Origin of the sequence: Dyella choica, assembly GCF_003977665.1 — a bacterium.
Classification (GTDB): Bacteria; Pseudomonadota; Gammaproteobacteria; order Xanthomonadales; family Rhodanobacteraceae; genus Dyella_B; species Dyella_B choica.
The window spans coordinates 85,510-99,606 of the sequence record NZ_RYYV01000017.1 but is presented as its reverse complement, the minus strand read 5'-3'; the positions used below and the strand labels follow the sequence as shown (position 1 = coordinate 99,606).

General features: G+C 60.4%; 13 protein-coding genes. 8 read left to right on the top strand and 5 right to left on the bottom strand.

All coding sequences use genetic code 11. The features are described from left to right. Positions 1 to 2: 2 nt before the first annotated feature. Genes EKH80_RS24350 through EKH80_RS18595 form a run of 3 tightly spaced genes read left to right on the top strand, consistent with a single transcriptional unit; the run spans position 3 to position 1,315 of the window. Positions 3 to 83, top strand: coding sequence for an integrase core domain-containing protein (locus tag EKH80_RS24350; RefSeq protein WP_268991921.1), 81 nt, complete (start codon positions 3 to 5; stop codon positions 81 to 83). Positions 84 to 86: 3 nt separating this feature from the next. Continuing rightward, the gene (locus EKH80_RS18600; RefSeq protein ID WP_126686290.1) at positions 87 to 683 is read left to right on the top strand and encodes a hypothetical protein; all 597 of its coding nucleotides are present in this window, start codon (positions 87 to 89) and stop codon (positions 681 to 683) included. Next, complete coding sequence (locus tag EKH80_RS18595; RefSeq protein WP_126686289.1) at positions 680 to 1,315, top strand: hypothetical protein; 636 nt, start codon at positions 680 to 682, stop codon at positions 1,313 to 1,315. Before EKH80_RS18600 ends, EKH80_RS18595 begins: the two co-directional genes overlap by 4 nt. 425 nt (positions 1,316 to 1,740) lie before the next feature. Here the strand turns inward: EKH80_RS18595 and EKH80_RS18590 are convergent, their stop codons facing one another. The 5 genes from EKH80_RS18590 to EKH80_RS18570 all read right to left on the bottom strand — a co-directional run bounded on the left by EKH80_RS18590 (position 1,741) and on the right by EKH80_RS18570 (position 8,304). Then, a complete protein-coding gene (locus EKH80_RS18590) occupies positions 1,741 to 3,948 on the bottom strand; it encodes a penicillin acylase family protein (RefSeq protein ID WP_126686288.1) in 2,208 nt (735 codons plus the stop codon). Positions 3,949 to 4,198: 250 nt separating this feature from the next. Then, the gene (locus EKH80_RS18585; RefSeq protein WP_230473803.1) at positions 4,199 to 4,612 is read right to left on the bottom strand and encodes a GFA family protein; all 414 of its coding nucleotides are present in this window, start codon (positions 4,610 to 4,612) and stop codon (positions 4,199 to 4,201) included. 55 nt (positions 4,613 to 4,667) lie between these two features. Next, positions 4,668 to 6,038, bottom strand: a complete 1,371-nt coding sequence (locus tag EKH80_RS18580; RefSeq protein WP_158628881.1) for a GGDEF domain-containing protein — start codon at positions 6,036 to 6,038, stop codon at positions 4,668 to 4,670. A gap of 314 nt (positions 6,039 to 6,352) precedes the next feature. Next, a complete protein-coding gene (fghA, locus tag EKH80_RS18575; RefSeq protein WP_126686286.1) occupies positions 6,353 to 7,183 on the bottom strand; it encodes an S-formylglutathione hydrolase in 831 nt (276 codons plus the stop codon). 11 nt (positions 7,184 to 7,194) lie between these two features. After that, the gene (locus EKH80_RS18570; protein ID WP_126686285.1) at positions 7,195 to 8,304 is read right to left on the bottom strand and encodes an S-(hydroxymethyl)glutathione dehydrogenase/class III alcohol dehydrogenase; all 1,110 of its coding nucleotides are present in this window, start codon (positions 8,302 to 8,304) and stop codon (positions 7,195 to 7,197) included. A gap of 227 nt (positions 8,305 to 8,531) precedes the next feature. On the opposite strand from EKH80_RS18570, the gene EKH80_RS18565 reads away from it, so the two are divergent. From EKH80_RS18565 to EKH80_RS18550, 5 genes are all read left to right on the top strand, one after another. Further along, positions 8,532 to 9,869 (top strand): hypothetical protein, encoded by a 1,338-nt coding sequence (locus EKH80_RS18565; protein WP_126686284.1) that lies wholly within the window; start codon positions 8,532 to 8,534, stop codon positions 9,867 to 9,869. A 644-nt stretch (positions 9,870 to 10,513) separates the two neighbouring features. After that, positions 10,514 to 11,872 carry an alkaline phosphatase family protein gene (locus EKH80_RS18560; RefSeq protein WP_126686283.1) on the top strand — a complete coding sequence of 453 codons (1,359 nt, stop codon included), beginning with the start codon at positions 10,514 to 10,516 and terminating at the stop codon, positions 11,870 to 11,872. Between the two features lie 239 nt (positions 11,873 to 12,111). Then, positions 12,112 to 12,648, top strand: coding sequence for a LamG domain-containing protein (locus tag EKH80_RS24240; RefSeq protein ID WP_230473802.1), 537 nt, complete (start codon positions 12,112 to 12,114; stop codon positions 12,646 to 12,648). After that, positions 12,623 to 13,063: a LamG domain-containing protein gene (locus tag EKH80_RS24235; RefSeq protein WP_230473801.1), complete on the top strand. Its 441-nt coding sequence runs from the start codon at positions 12,623 to 12,625 to the stop codon at positions 13,061 to 13,063. The genes EKH80_RS24240 and EKH80_RS24235 overlap by 26 nt, the downstream gene beginning before the upstream one ends. An 85-nt stretch (positions 13,064 to 13,148) precedes the next feature. Then, positions 13,149 to 14,078 (top strand): M15 family metallopeptidase, encoded by a 930-nt coding sequence (locus tag EKH80_RS18550; RefSeq protein ID WP_158628880.1) that lies wholly within the window; start codon positions 13,149 to 13,151, stop codon positions 14,076 to 14,078. The last annotated feature ends 19 nt before the right edge of the window (positions 14,079 to 14,097 follow it).

Here is a 14,097-nt window from a genome sequence, read left to right as displayed (position 1 = left end):
GGATTCAGTTCTACAACCATCGGCGCCCTCACCAGGCGCTCGGCATGAAAACACCCGACGAGGCCTATGCTTTAGCGGCCTGACCTGTGCAGAAACTGCTGGGTCATTACACCGTGGGCAAGGCCGCGATGGTGATCCGGGCGGGGATCAAGGAGGGGAAAGTTGCTGGACAGTCGGCGAGCGTGGCCGGGGATGCGCTAAAGTCGGCCGAGCAAGAGGTAGGAACGCCTGATCATCTGCTGCCGGACAACATCGCAGGAGATGGCTTAGCCGGTAGAACGGCCCAAGACGCTGTTGGCGATTTGAAAGCAGGAAAGCTACCCGGCACATCGATTGGTGGTCCAGGCACGCCTAGGGAAATGCCTGCAACGGCTGATCCTGATGCTGCAGCGAAAGAGTTTGCTACCGAACTCTTTGGCGGCGCTAAGCCATCAGGCGACGCATTGATCCAAGATGGAATGACCATAGCAGGCAAGCGGTGCGCAGATTGCTGGGTTGGAAAGGCAAGCGATGGAAGTTATGTAACCTATCGTCCTGCTGGCTTTGCAAGTTCTGCGACGGAAGCGACTACTGCGACAGTGGAGATTAAAAACGCAACAATTCAGACAGTGAACGGCGGTAAGAGCCAACTAAAATTGAAATTTCCAAAAACGGGAAAAACCATCATAGGCAGTAACCCATGACGCTAAGTCCAGATGTCGCAGCATGGTTGCAGCGAAACCTCGTGATCATGTCAATTGATGACGTGTCGGCCATAGGGTTGTCGGGCGATAGCCCCAATCGGGCTTTGAATGAAACTGTGGGACAATGGCAATTCACGATAGACATGATTTATCGTTGCTTGGTTAGCGGATTAATTTGCGTAGGACCAACGGATGAGTGGTTGCGAGCCATTGGCCTTCCCGACATCAAATCCTTTACTGAAACGTTGGCAAAAATAAATCCTTTTGATCTCCCTGGTGATCCTGGTCATTGGTTCGATACCTATTTTGTCGATACCGATTATTGCCGCCTGCGTATTGCCCATTACGGTCTATTGAATGCCGATGCTGCAGAGACCATAGCACGCAACAATCTGGCGGTTCTCGAAGAAACGCCTGCATATTATCCGAAGGCTTACGTCAAGGATGAGGTTGGGCTAAGGAATGCTGCAACCCATTTCTTTGAGTGTGCCGCGATATCCCGGGCGGCTGGGTGGCATCCAGGAAAGAATGTAGATGTCCTAGTTCCTGCATTCGTCGAGGAAATAGAAATGTTATTCGAAAACCATGGTATCCCGTGGAGTGAAAAGCCACTGATTCCCATTCATCAGTAAACTGGTGTCGATATAAACGGAGTGTCCCACCAATGTCCGTTAGGTACGAAATCCTCTACAAACAGGGGGTGTTGGTGCCGACTTAAAACTGACCCACCGTGCCGATTCAAAACTGACCCGGGGTAAAGACGGCCACGCGAGGCGGCTGTTTGTGGACAACAGTACTGTTTACTGGACTTAGTGGCTAGCTGCGCGACCAGTCCTCCTCGTTGATCGGTCATCCCGATTGAGCGTATTTCTTCGTCGCTTCGCGGACCTTGATTCATTCAAAACGGTGTCCAAGACGGCGTCAGGTTCACTTCCGCGCTAGGCGCGTACCCTCGAAACGTTGTGTCTTCGCTTCTACCATCGCTCCGAAGGCATCGTGACCAAGCGCACGCTGTTTCTACAGGTAAGCGCGGCTGGCGCAATGCTGCCGCTTGCCATCATTGTGGGTGGTAGATCTTCTCCACGTGCCCTTTCAACTCCTCCGGCCAGAAATATACCTGGCGCAGATTCCCGGTGGCATAGCGCTCGGCTTCGTCATTGAAGTGCGGCGAATCCGGATGACCGCTTTCACCGCCGGCGGTCACGGCGCGGGCATGTACCTTGTCGCCGAATTCCACGACCGCCACGAAGCTGTTGCCGCTGGTGCCGTAATAGCGCTTGGTGCCCGGCCAGCGATGGGCGCCGAAGGAAGCAAGTGAGCCCCAGCGCGATGAGGTGAATGGCACGGGTATGCTCGGTTTGCTTTCGTCGAAGTGCGGGGCGATGTCATCGTTGACGCGCTGGAAGCGGTTCACTTCACCCCAGGGAATACCCCAGCTGCCGAAGTCCTGCAGCAAGCGGTCGGAAGCATCGGAAAGGGCTTGCAGCCGCGCTTGTGCACCTGCCTTCTCCGCCATGCGGTCGTACATCGACAGGCCTTCGGCATTATCGGCCTTGTCCATCTTGTTCCACAGCGCATCCCCCCAGAACACCGCGAGCGTAGTGGGCATGGAGGCAATGCCCCAGCGGTAGTCCCAGTTGCGCAGCATGCCGATCTGGCCGGCCAGTTTCCGCTTGAGCGGGTCAGCGGCCGGCAGCGCGTCGTAGTCGTGCACGAGAATCGGAATCTGGCGCGCAAACTCCGGCAGATAGGAATCAAACGCGAGCGTAAGCAAAGATTCCATGCTCAAACCCTGCTTGCCGGTCAGCAGCATCGTGGCGTGCACGCCGCGGGGGTTTTCGCCGACGGTATCCATGTAGCGCGGATAGTCTTCGCGTTTCGGGCTGTAGGGTCCCGCAGCGGAATACGGCCAGTCGTTGGTGTTCATGATCCAGCCATTGGGCGGATTGAACAGGCGCGGCAATTCATCCAGCGCATGCAGGCCCTGCCAGTCGGTGGCCGGATCGCTGCCGTCGACCGGCTTGGTGTAGTCGAAACGATCATTGCGCCTGGGCATGAATTGCGGGTGCAGATAGGCGATCTCGCCCTTGTCGTCCGCAAAGAGCGTGTTGTTCGACGAATTGGCCTTCAGCTCGGCCACCTTCATGTAGCTGGCGTAATCGCTCGCCTTGGTTCGCAACCAACTCTGTTCGAGGGCTGGCAGTGGCTTGTTCATCAGCGCGACGGCGATCCATTTACCGTCTTGCTCGCGCACTATCGGGCCATGCTGCGTAGCGTAGACGGTGAATCTCCGCTCGGCCAACGAGCCGTCGCTCTTGCGATAGGGCACGTCGATGGTGCGCATGGATATCGGATGCAAGTCGCCGCCATGGCGGTAGAACAGCTTGCCGTCCTTGTGCTCGATGGTTTCGGCGAACTCGTCCACGGCATCGGCCGTGGTGGAGGTGTGCATCCAGCCGATATGCCGATTGAAGCCCTGGTAGATGAAGAACTGGCCCCAGGTGACAGCGCCGTAGGCGTCCAGACCCGCATCGCTGGTCATCTGCAATTCGGAGCGGAAGTAGAACGAGGTATGCGGATTGATCAGCAGCAGGGCATGGCCATCGACTGTGAGCTTAGGAGCAATGGCGATACCGTTGGAACCGGAAGGCTCAGCCCAGCTCGAAGGGGATTCGGCCAGGGCGACCGCCTCGCCGGCGCGGCCGTAAAACGCCTGCAACTGCTCGAGCGACACGCGTTCGATATCGCCACCGATGCTGCCTTCGCTGAAGCTCAGTGCCATCCACGGCTCGAAGTGCTTGATCGCACGCGGGCGTACATCCGGATGCGTGGCCAGGTAATCGTTCAAGCCGTCGGCCCAGGCATCCATAAGCGCCTTCAGCCAAGCCGGACTATGAGCGTATTGGCTTTGCAGTTGCGCCGAATCGATGAACAGCCGCTGGCGCAGATCGCTCCAGATGGCCGATTCGCCTTCGGCTTCAGCCAGGCGACCCAGCGAGTTCAGGTAATTCGTTTCGACGCGGTTGAAATCGTCCTCGGCCTGCGCGTAGGCCATGCCGAACACGGCATCGGCATCGGTCTTGCCGTGCACGTGGGCAAGGCCCCAGTCGTCGCGGGTGATGGTGACAGCCTGCGCCTCCCGGTGCCAGCGGGCGGCTTCGTCATCGGCTTGGGCAGTGGCCGTAAGCCCAAGCAAAAGGGCGATGGCTAATGCAAAGGTGCACCGCTTAAGATGCGTAACTACTGCGATCGCGCGGCTTCGCATGGCGTTGTGACCTATCCGATGGGAACCCGGGCATGGTAGCGATGGCGGTCAATGGGGGTAAGTTGACCTTTGGCCCATGCGGCGCAACATAGGGGGCGAGCCAGAACGGCACGTGGGCATGGGGAACTCGGAGATGGCGTACTTCATGCCACGCCGATCGTAGGCTGGGATGACAATCCCAGCTCTTCCTGCGGACAGCCCCAGCTGAGATTGGCATCCCAGCCTACGATTGCATCCCCGGTCTGCGCGATCACTGTACCGGCATCTTCTCGTACGCCGGCACGGCTTCGGCCATGTGGTGAAAGATTTGCTTGTCGCAGGTGTAGATCGCCACCTGCGGGCCGCCGAACAGCGAGGGCTCATCCAGCGTGCCCACTTTCAGGATCACTAGCGGCATATCCGGGCGCCGAGTAACCAGATGAGTGCCGCATTCCGGGCAAAATTCGCGCGTGACCGGATGTTCAAGGTCGCTGCGCGAATAGGTTTTGGCGGTTCCCTGCGTATAGTGGAAGGTGCCGGCCGGCATGGCCAAAAACAGCTGCGGGGCACCACCGCTGATGTACTGGCATTCGCGGCAATAGCACTCCCCTTTCAGTACCGGCTCACCGTCCGCCACATAGCGCAGCGCACCGCAATAGCATCCGCCCTCGAACTTCATGGCCATCCCCCGATCCTGTCTTGGCGAGAACCGCAGTGTAGTGCACGCGCACAGAGACTACTCACGAAGAAGCATCGTGGAGCGAGGGTTGCGCAGGCGGTGAACGCGATGCTGCAGCGGAAGTCCTTTCTCCCTCGCCCGAGAAAACGTGCTCGACACGCCAGCGCTCCCGGCGCCGCAGGCCGGCTTTTTCGATCAGGTCATGAAACGTTTCTTCGGCATCGGGGTCGCTGGTCGCCTCACCCACGCTGAAGTGCGCCTTGTAGGAGCCCCCGGCGGCATTCAACGCTTCGATCGCTTCGCCGATACGCATCAGTGCAATCACTCCACCGGTGTTCTCGTCCTTGGTGATCACCACGAATTCATCGTTCCCGGTGCGAGCGATGATGTCCGCCGGCTCGAAGCTCTCTCGCAACATGCGCGCCATGTCCTGGATCAAATGCGAGCTTGCCTCATGACCATAGGTCTCACCGATTTCGTTGACGCCTTCGACCCGGAACACCAGCAGCGTCAGCACGGAATGGCTGCTCTGCGCCTCGCGGAACGATTGCTCGCCGAGCCATTCGAAGCCGCGGAAATTGAGTACGCCGGTCAGTTCGTCGTTCAGTGACAGCTCGTGTAGCCCCCGTTCCAGATGATTGATGCGCCGCCCCATCATGGCAACGAGCGCGGCCAGCGCCGCCGCCATCACCGCGATGGTCAGCCCCACCGCCACCTGCAGCGTAAGCCAGCCGGCGCGCACCATGGCAGTACTGCACAGCATCAGCGCGAACGGCAGCAGCAGCACCAAAGGCAGTATCTTGCGCGCCAGCCGGCTGCCAAGCCCCGATCCCGCCAGCACCGAGAAATAACCCAGTTGCGTGCGCCAGCCGATCAGGGCAATCACCAACAGCAGCATGCACAGCAAGGTATGCGGCGACGTACGGGTGGACATGCTCTGCCCGAACAACTGCACCACATCAAAACAGTAACCGGAAAATATGATCAACGTATGCAAGACGAGTAGCATGACAAGCACGACCACCGTCGTACCGGATAGCCGATACGGCAGTGTGGCGACCAGCAGGCTCAGCGCCATCAGCAGCAGATAGACCGCTGTCTGGGTGGCCATCAATCCTGGCTTGTCGCTGGTCGGATCAGTCACGAACAGCGTATCGAAGCCGGTAGAGCGTCCGCTCAGGTGCTCATACAGAGGCGTAACAGCCAGCAGCAGTATCAGCAGCGACAGCACGCGTGCGCACCATAGTCGCGATGGCGCCTGCCGGGCCGACAGCAGCGCAAGGCCGGCTGCACTCAGCAGAAGCCCGGCTGCCGTATCGAATTTCATCAGATACCAGCCGTGGGGATAGCCTGGACGCAGATCCCTGAATATCCACGCAAGCAGAATCAGCAAAGCAACCAGCGCCGCGGCGCAAAGACTCGCGGTTTGCATGGCTGCCACGCGTTTCAGGAGAGAAGCAGCGGGCTTGCTCGTTGACGGGGCAATCGGATCGTTTTGGTTCATGAGCGCGGTACGACAGTGGACTTTGACCAGCTGGAACGCTCAAACGGATACGACCCTGGCACCTCGCGCTGCTCTCCCCTCCGGGTCGCGGGCCATAGCATACATCCGTGAAAGCTTGTCCAAACGGCTTCTGAGTCATGAAATACCGCGCCACTACGTGAAGATTTCGTGTAGGCGCGTAGACTGGGATGTTAATCCCGGCATCAGAAAGCGGCAGAGAAAGCTGGGATTGTCATCCCAGCCTATGCATGCAACGCCTTCGCGTGATAAGCCAGATGCTCCCCAATGAAGCTGGCCACGAAGTAATAGCTGTGGTCATACCCCGCTCGCATGCGCAACTCCAATGGATGTCCCGCCGCCGCGGCCGCCGCCTGCAATAGTTCCGGTTGCAGCTGGGTGGACAGGAATTCGTCCGCATCGCCCTGATCGATCAGCAGCAGCAACTTTTCTTCGGCGGTCTTCACCAGGTCAGTGGCGTCGTGAGCGCGCCAGGTTTCGCGGTCGCTGCCCAGATAAGTGCTGAACGCCTTTTCGCCCCAGGGTACGCGTGCCGGCGCCACGATCGGCGAAAATGCCGAAACGCTGCAATAGCGCCCGGGATTCTTCAACGCAATGGTCAGCGCGCCATGGCCGCCCATGGAGTGGCCGCTGATGGCGCGCTTGTGGGTGACCGGAAAGTGCTGCTCGATCAGCGCCGGCAATTCGTCCACCACGTAATCGTACATGCGGTAATGCCGTGACCACGGCGCCACTGTGGCGTTGACGTAGAAGCCTGCACCCTGCCCCAGGTCATAGGCTGCGTCGTTCGCGACGTTTTCGCCACGCGGGCTGGTATCGCACGTCACTATCGCAATGCCTTGCTCGGCGGCGTAACCCTGCGCGCCCGCCTTGGTGATGAAATTCTGCTCGGTGCAGGTAAGCCCGGACAGCCAGTACAGCACGGGTACCCGCTGCGCTTCGGCCTGCGGCGGCAGATAGATGGCGAAACGCATTTCGCCGTCCACCGCCTTCGAGCGATGGCGATGGATCTCTTGCCAGCCGCCGAAACAGGCGTGTCGTTCGATGCGCTCCATGTCGCCCACCCTCAGAAGTGAATGACGGTACGGATCGACTTGCCTTCGTGCATCAGATCGAATGCCTGGTTGATCTGTTCCAACGGCAGGCGATGCGTGATGAACGGATCAAGCCTGATTTCCCCTCGCATGGCCTGCTGCACCATACCGGGCAATTGGCTGCGCCCTTTGACGCCGCCGAATGCGCTGCCGCGCCAGACGCGGCCCGTCACCAGTTGGAACGGACGGGTGCGGATTTCCTTGCCGGCGCCGGCCACGCCGATGATGATGCTCTCGCCCCAGCCTTTATGGCAGCACTCCAGCGCAGCTCGCATCACATCCACGTTGCCGATGCATTCGAAGCTGTAATCCACGCCGCCATCGGTCATCGCCACGATCACTTCCTGCACCGGCTGGTCGTGATCCTTGGGATTGACGCAATCGGTCGCGCCCAGCTCGCGCGCCAGCGCGAACTTGTCGGGATTGAGGTCCACGCCGATGATGCGCGCCGCCCTGGCCTGCACCGCCCCCTGGATCACCGCCAGGCCGATGCCGCCCAGGCCGAAAACCGCCACCGTCGCGCCCGCCTCCACCTTGGCTGTGTTGTGTACGGCACCGATGCCGGTAGTGACGCCGCAACCAAGCAGGCACACCTTGTCCAACGGCGCCTGCATGTCGATCTTCGCCAGCGAGATTTCGGGCACCACGGTGTATTCGCTGAACGTGCTGGTACCCATGTAGTGATAGATGGGCTGGCCCCGATACGAGAAGCGCGTGGTGCCGTCCGGCATCAGGCCCTTGCCCTGCGTGGCGCGCACCGCCTGACACAGGTTGGTCTTGCCGGACAGGCAAAACTTGCACTTGCCGCATTCGGCCGTGTAGAGCGGAATGACGTGGTCGCCGGGCTGCAGGCTGCTGACGCCCTCGCCCACTTCCACCACGATGCCCCCGCCTTCATGACCCAGCACCGCCGGGAACACACCCTCGGGATCCTCGCCGGAAAGCGTAAAGGCATCCGTATGGCAAACACCCGTGTGGGTGATCTTGACCAGCACTTCGCCGGCCTTGGGCGGGGCGACATCGATTTCGACGATTTCCAGCGGCTTGCCAGGGGCAAAGGCGACGGCGGCACGGGATTTCATGGGCGGACTCCTGCAAAACCAGAGAAAGGCGGCGATTATCGGTTACGCACGTTGGCGATCGGAATACACAAAGCTCCAGGCATGGCATAGCCAAAAGCCATGCATGCACGGTAGCTTGCGAGTGAGAGCAAAATGGCCGTGTCGCGCCGGCGGGAAATGGCTATTGGGTTCTGGGCGCAGGCCAATGCAAGATCGCATGCGAACCATTGCAGAGGTGAATCGAGGCCATGACGATACACCGCAGCACCGCCTTCGGATGTGGGATATGGCTTGCCTGCGCCTCCGCGGCCGTCAACGCGCAATCGGCGGCCGAATGGCGGGCACAGCAGACCGCCGCCGAGACAAAGGCCGACCGGATCATGGCGGAGGCTGGCCACCACAAAGGCCTGCTGAGCCAGTACATGAGCATGCGCCAGGCCTATGCCGGCGATGATTCGCCTGCCTTCCGCCTGATCTTCGGGCAATACATCGGCTGGTACCTGAGCTTTCTCGGCGACTATCCGTTGGCCATGAAGAGTTTTTCCATTGCGCAACCGGCGCAGCCGGGCGACAACCCGCCGCCGCCGGAAAATGGCTATACCGCTCGCCCCGCCCTGAATGCCATTCCCGATCTCGCCAAGGACTATCAGATCGTATTGCTTAACGAGGCGCACAACGTCGCGCTTACACGCAGCCTTACCGTACCGCTGCTAAGCCGCCTGTACGCCCAAGGCTTCCACTACTTCGCCGCCGAAACGCTTTCGCAAAGCGACACCAGTTTGCAAACTCGCGGCTACCCCGTCGTCGACAGCGGCTTCTACACCCAGGAGCCGGTTTACGGCGAAATGGTACGCACGGCGCTGAAGCTCGGTTTCAAGGTGATTGCCTATGAAGCCACCTCCAATACCACGACCGCCGATGAACGCGAGGCCGAGCAGGCGCACCATCTTTACGAGAGCGTGTTCAAGCACGATCCCAACGCGCGGATGGTCATCAACGCCGGTTACGACCACATCGTGAAATCGGGTAGTTATCTGGGTGGCGAATCGATGGCCGAGCATCTGTACAAGCTCACCAGCGCGTCGATGCTTGCCGTCGACCAGACCGCGATGTACCCGCACCCGTCGAGCCAGAACGACCATCCCTATTACACGGCGGAAATGAAGCAGTTGCAGCCGGCTGCACCGATCGTATTCGTCGATGCAAAAGGCAAGCCGTGGTCGCTGCGCTCCGCTTACGACGTCACCGTATTCTTTCCGCCGGAGCAACTGGAACGCGAACGGCCCACGTGGCTGACCCTGGGCGGCCTACGCCACCCGCACCTGGTAAGCGCGGATGGCTGCCATGGCCATTACGCCTGCCTGGTCGAGGCGCGTTACAGCAACGAAGGGCCGGATGCGATTCCCGCCGACCGCATGCTGCTGGACTTGCCGCCGATGACGGTTTCCATCTCGGGCTTGGCGGCGTACAGCAGCACGCAAGGCGTGCCCACGGGCTATCTTTATTTGCGGCCGGGCAGTTATCAATTGAGTTTTGTCGTGGGCGGGGACAAGGTGTTGCATAAGGAGACGATCGTAGTGCCGTAGGTTGGGGGCAAGCCCCCGACGGCCCCGTTTTTCGTCGTCGCACGGTGGCTGCATGTCGCTGGATGTTGCATTGCCTGCGGCGCTTTCGGTCGCAAGCGACCGAGTCACTTTTCTTTGCTGGCCCAAAGAAAAGTAACCCAAAGAAATGGCCTAAAAGGCTCTTGGCATGGGTAAAGTAAAAGCCTGAACGTCCATCGCCAGATCGAAAGTTGCTCGCCCATGGTTCAACGCTCCCGCTATACCGCGAGGCGTCGAAGCGCTGAGAACGTAAGAGCTGGCCGATCTCAGCAAAGCTCTACCTGTCGGCAGGCGCGCTTTAAGCCCTCAGTGCTTCGACGCCTCGCGGTATAGCGGCGCTGTAGAAGCTTGGCCCGACAACGATCAGAGCATGGCGAGCTGCTTCAGGCTTGTAACCTGGGCGGTGCCGCGAGCTCTTGAGGCCGTTTCTTTGGGTTACTTTTCTTTGGGCCAGCAAAGAAAAGTGACTCGGTCCCTTTAGGGACCGAAAGCGCCGCAGGCAATGCAACATCCAGCGACATGCAGCAACCGTGCGCGACAAAAAGGGGGATGTTGGGGGACTCGCCCTCAACTCATTAGCCCCATCTCCGATAGACTCAGCACGTTTTGCCCACCATCGGTGCTCCATGCGCAAACTGCTCGCCCTCCTCCTCGTCGCCGCATCCCTTGGCCCGGTGCACGCTCAGCCCCCGCCCAACGACGGCACCGCTGCCACGCACGGCCCTATCGTCGTGCTCATCACCATTGACGGCTTCCCGGCACGCGCGCTGCAAGACCCGAAGCTGCCGATGCCCACGCTGCGCAAACTGATGCAGGAGGGCGCCTATGCGAAGGCCATGCAGCCGATCAATCCTGCCGTGACCTGGCCCAATCACACCAGCCTGATCAGCGGCGTGGACGCCGGCACGCATCATGTGATGGCCAATGGCCTCATCACGTTTCCGCCGGACGGCAGCCGACCGGAAGTGAAGCCCTGGACACCCAAAGATCAACTGGTCCATGCCCGTACGCTGTACGACGCGCTGACGGAAAAAGGCATGAGTACAGGCCAGGTGGACTGGGTGGCGATCTACGGCACTAAGCATGTGCAATGGTCGTTTGCCGAACAGCCCGATGCGAATGGCGTGATTGCGCAAGACCTGATCGCACAGGGCCTGGTGACGAAAGAGCAGCTGGCGACGTTTGGCGACGACAGCACGCCGGCGTGGCGCGATCAGATCTGGACGGACGCCGCCGTCGACATCCTCACCCATCACACTCCCAACCTGCTGCTGTTTCATTTGTTGCAAACCGATACGCTGCAGCACGAATACGGCGCACTCTCGCCGGCTGCTTACGCCGCGTACGCTTATGCGGATACACGAATCGCCAACCTGATCGATGCAGCGCGCACGGCGGGCCTGCTCGATCGCATTACCTTCGTGATCGCTTCCGATCACGGCTTTACCGACTACACGCATCTCATCCATCCGAATGCCGAGCTGGTGCGACAGGGCATGCTGCAGATGGAGAAAGGAAGCTATCGCGGCGACGTGTGGATCCAGCCGGAAGGCGGCGAAGCCTCGCTCTACGTACGCGATCGCGCCAAGCGCTCCGCGTTGCTGCCCAGGCTCAAGGCCGATTTCGAGAAGCTGCCAGGTATTGCCGCGGTTTATACCGCCAGCGATGCGAACCAGCTTGGCCTTCCGGCATCCGGCTCCACCGACCAGGCACCGGATTTGTACCTCGTCGCCAAGGCAGGCTATTCCTTCACGGATGGCACCGACCAGCTGGTCACGGATGTCGATCCGGCCCGCGGCGGGCATGGCTATCTCAACAGCGAAGCGGACATGCAGGCGCTTTTCATCGCTGCTGGAGCCCACGTACGGCACGGCGTGAGATTGGGCGTGATCAGCAATTTGCGCGTCGCTCCCACCATCGCCGAACTGCTGCAAGTCTCATTACCGGCAGCCACGCAAGCGCCTCTCAACGAAATATTGCAGTGATGGCTCCAGGCTGAGACTTGTGCTGCAGATTTGCTTTTCAAAGCAAGACACATTAAGAACAGGTGTAGGGGATGTCCTTGCCCCGTGTATTTGTCCGCCGGCCCGGCCATGCCGGGACGACACAGTAGAGAGCGTGCCGCAGGTCGGACCGTTCCTGATCCCGGTAGTTTATGCAGTACAAGAAAATCTCCTCCGCCACCGTCACCCTTGCTGCAACATGCGTGCTCGGGGCGGGCTTCATGAGCTTTAGCCACGACGCGCAAGCCATCGACCTTCCCGCTCCGCCGGGCTGGCAGCTGCAGTGGGGCGACAACTTCGCCGGTCCGGCCGGCTCCTTGCCCTCAGCCGCCAATTGGCGCATCGACACCGGGCACGGCTATCCGAACGGCCCTGTGAACTGGGGTACCTCGGAAATCGAGAACTTCGCGGCCGATCCGGCCAACCTCCGCGTGGATGGCCAGGGCCACCTGCTGATCACGCCGCAACGCGACGCGAGCGGCCAATGGACGTCCGGTCGCATCGAAACCGTCCGCGACAACTTCAATGCGCCCGAGGGCGGTGCGCTACGCATGGAAGCGCGCATCCAGATGCCGGACGTGACCGGACCACGCGCTCTCGGCTACTGGCCTGCGTTCTGGGGCGCTGGGAAGCAACTACCGCACGACCTTGGCATGGCCCAAGGCCGGCGAGTTCGACATCATGGAGAGCGTCAACGGCCTGGATGCGGGCTGGGGCATTTTGCATTGCGGCATGAATCCCGGTGGCCCTTGCGGTGAGCCGATCGGCATCGGCGCCCGCCTGCCCTGTCCGCACGAAGCCTGCACTGCCGGCCCGCACACCTTCACGTTCGAGTGGGACCGTGGCGAAACGCCTGAACGCATGCGCTGGTTCGTGGACGGCCAGCTGATCAATCAGGTGGCGGAAAACCAGCTTTCCGCCGATACCTGGCGCGAACTCACCCAGCAGCGCGGCTACTTCCTGCTGCTGGACGTGGCGATGGGCGGCGGCTTCTCGTTCGTGATGGCCGGCTGGAAGCCCACACCTACGCCAGATACCGAGCCAGGCCATTCCATGCAGGTGGATTACGTGGCCGTGTGGACCCGACCCGGCACCGGCAAGAAGCAGCCAGGGCCGCCGGAGATGGCGGCGGATGCGGCGAAGTCTGGGCAAAAACGTTCGTCCAAGAGCTGACTTAGGTTGAGATGGCAATTCCGACACCACCATGCCAAAGCTGGGATTGCCATCCCAGCCTACGAAAACAACATTGAGGTTTGCGATGCGATGCCTGATCCAGGCAGTTTCTGCAACAGCCTTGTTCGTGACGTTGGCGGCAGGTGCGCAAACCAATGCCGCCGCAGGATTGGGTTTGCCTACCATCGAACCGCTGTCCGCACACGCTTGCCAAGCGATGGAACAACACCATAGCTTGCGGCCCGACAATCCCGTGGCCTGCCAACGCCTGCGCGCCGTGCATTTCAGCTACCGCTCCGATGCAGGCATCAAAACGGACGGAGAGCTGGTCGTGTTGGACGTGATAGCCCCGCAAGTGGCCGACTTGATGCACGAGCTTGCAGAGCGAGGCTTCTACATCGATAAGGCCAGACCCGTGGAGGACTACGACGGCAACGATCTCGCCTCCATGAACGACAACGACACCTCCGCGTTCAATGGCCGCAGAACGGCAACCAGCCGCAGTTGGTCCCTGCACGCCTATGGCGTCGCCATCGATCTCAACCCGCTGCAAAACCCCAGCATCTATCCCAACCAGCGCGAAGACGCCGATGGCAACGTCGTGCCGGGACAGCCGGGCACGGCCTTGGTTCGCCCCGCCGCATCCTCCAGCGGCAGCGATAACTATCTCAATCGCAATGTCTATCGAGCGCGACCGGGCCAAGACGGCTTTTACCGTCCCGGCATGGCCGAATCGGTGGTCGAGCTGTTTGCGTACCATGGCTTTCTGAGCTGGGGCGGAGACTGGAACGATCCGCTCGACTATCAGCATTTCGAAGTAGGTCCACGGCGCTTTATCGAGCGCATGTATGCGGCGGACCCAGCCGATAGCACCGATCCCGTCAAAGGACGGCGGCTATTCGCACGCTATGTGAAAACCTACCGGTCCTGTCTTGCCTCCAAACACGGCGGTACATCCGACGCATCGCCACGACGGGCTTTCTGCGCCAGGGAGACGATCAACCCGTTTTTGTAGGCTGAGACGATAATCCTGA

Bases quoted from the DNA above. Each gene is read 5' to 3' on its own strand.
- EKH80_RS18595 (WP_126686289.1), top strand. From the start codon at position 680: ATGACGCTAAGTCCAGATGTCGCAGCATGGTTGCAGCGAAACCTCGTG.
- EKH80_RS18590 (WP_126686288.1), bottom strand. From the start codon at position 3,948: ATGCGAAGCCGCGCGATCGCAGTAGTTACGCATCTTAAGCGGTGCACC.
- EKH80_RS18585 (WP_230473803.1), bottom strand. From the start codon at position 4,612: ATGGCCATGAAGTTCGAGGGCGGATGCTATTGCGGTGCGCTGCGCTAT.
- EKH80_RS18580 (WP_158628881.1), bottom strand. From the start codon at position 6,038: ATGCAAACCGCGAGTCTTTGCGCCGCGGCGCTGGTTGCTTTGCTGATT.
- fghA (WP_126686286.1), bottom strand. From the start codon at position 7,183: ATGGAGCGCATCGAACGACACGCCTGTTTCGGCGGCTGGCAAGAGATC.
- EKH80_RS18570 (WP_126686285.1), bottom strand. From the start codon at position 8,304: ATGAAATCCCGTGCCGCCGTCGCCTTTGCCCCTGGCAAGCCGCTGGAA.
- EKH80_RS18565 (WP_126686284.1), top strand. From the start codon at position 8,532: ATGACGATACACCGCAGCACCGCCTTCGGATGTGGGATATGGCTTGCC.
- EKH80_RS18560 (WP_126686283.1), top strand. From the start codon at position 10,514: ATGCGCAAACTGCTCGCCCTCCTCCTCGTCGCCGCATCCCTTGGCCCG.
- EKH80_RS24240 (WP_230473802.1), top strand. From the start codon at position 12,112: ATGAGCTTTAGCCACGACGCGCAAGCCATCGACCTTCCCGCTCCGCCG.
- EKH80_RS24235 (WP_230473801.1), top strand. From the start codon at position 12,623: ATGAATCCCGGTGGCCCTTGCGGTGAGCCGATCGGCATCGGCGCCCGC.
- EKH80_RS18550 (WP_158628880.1), top strand. From the start codon at position 13,149: ATGCGATGCCTGATCCAGGCAGTTTCTGCAACAGCCTTGTTCGTGACG.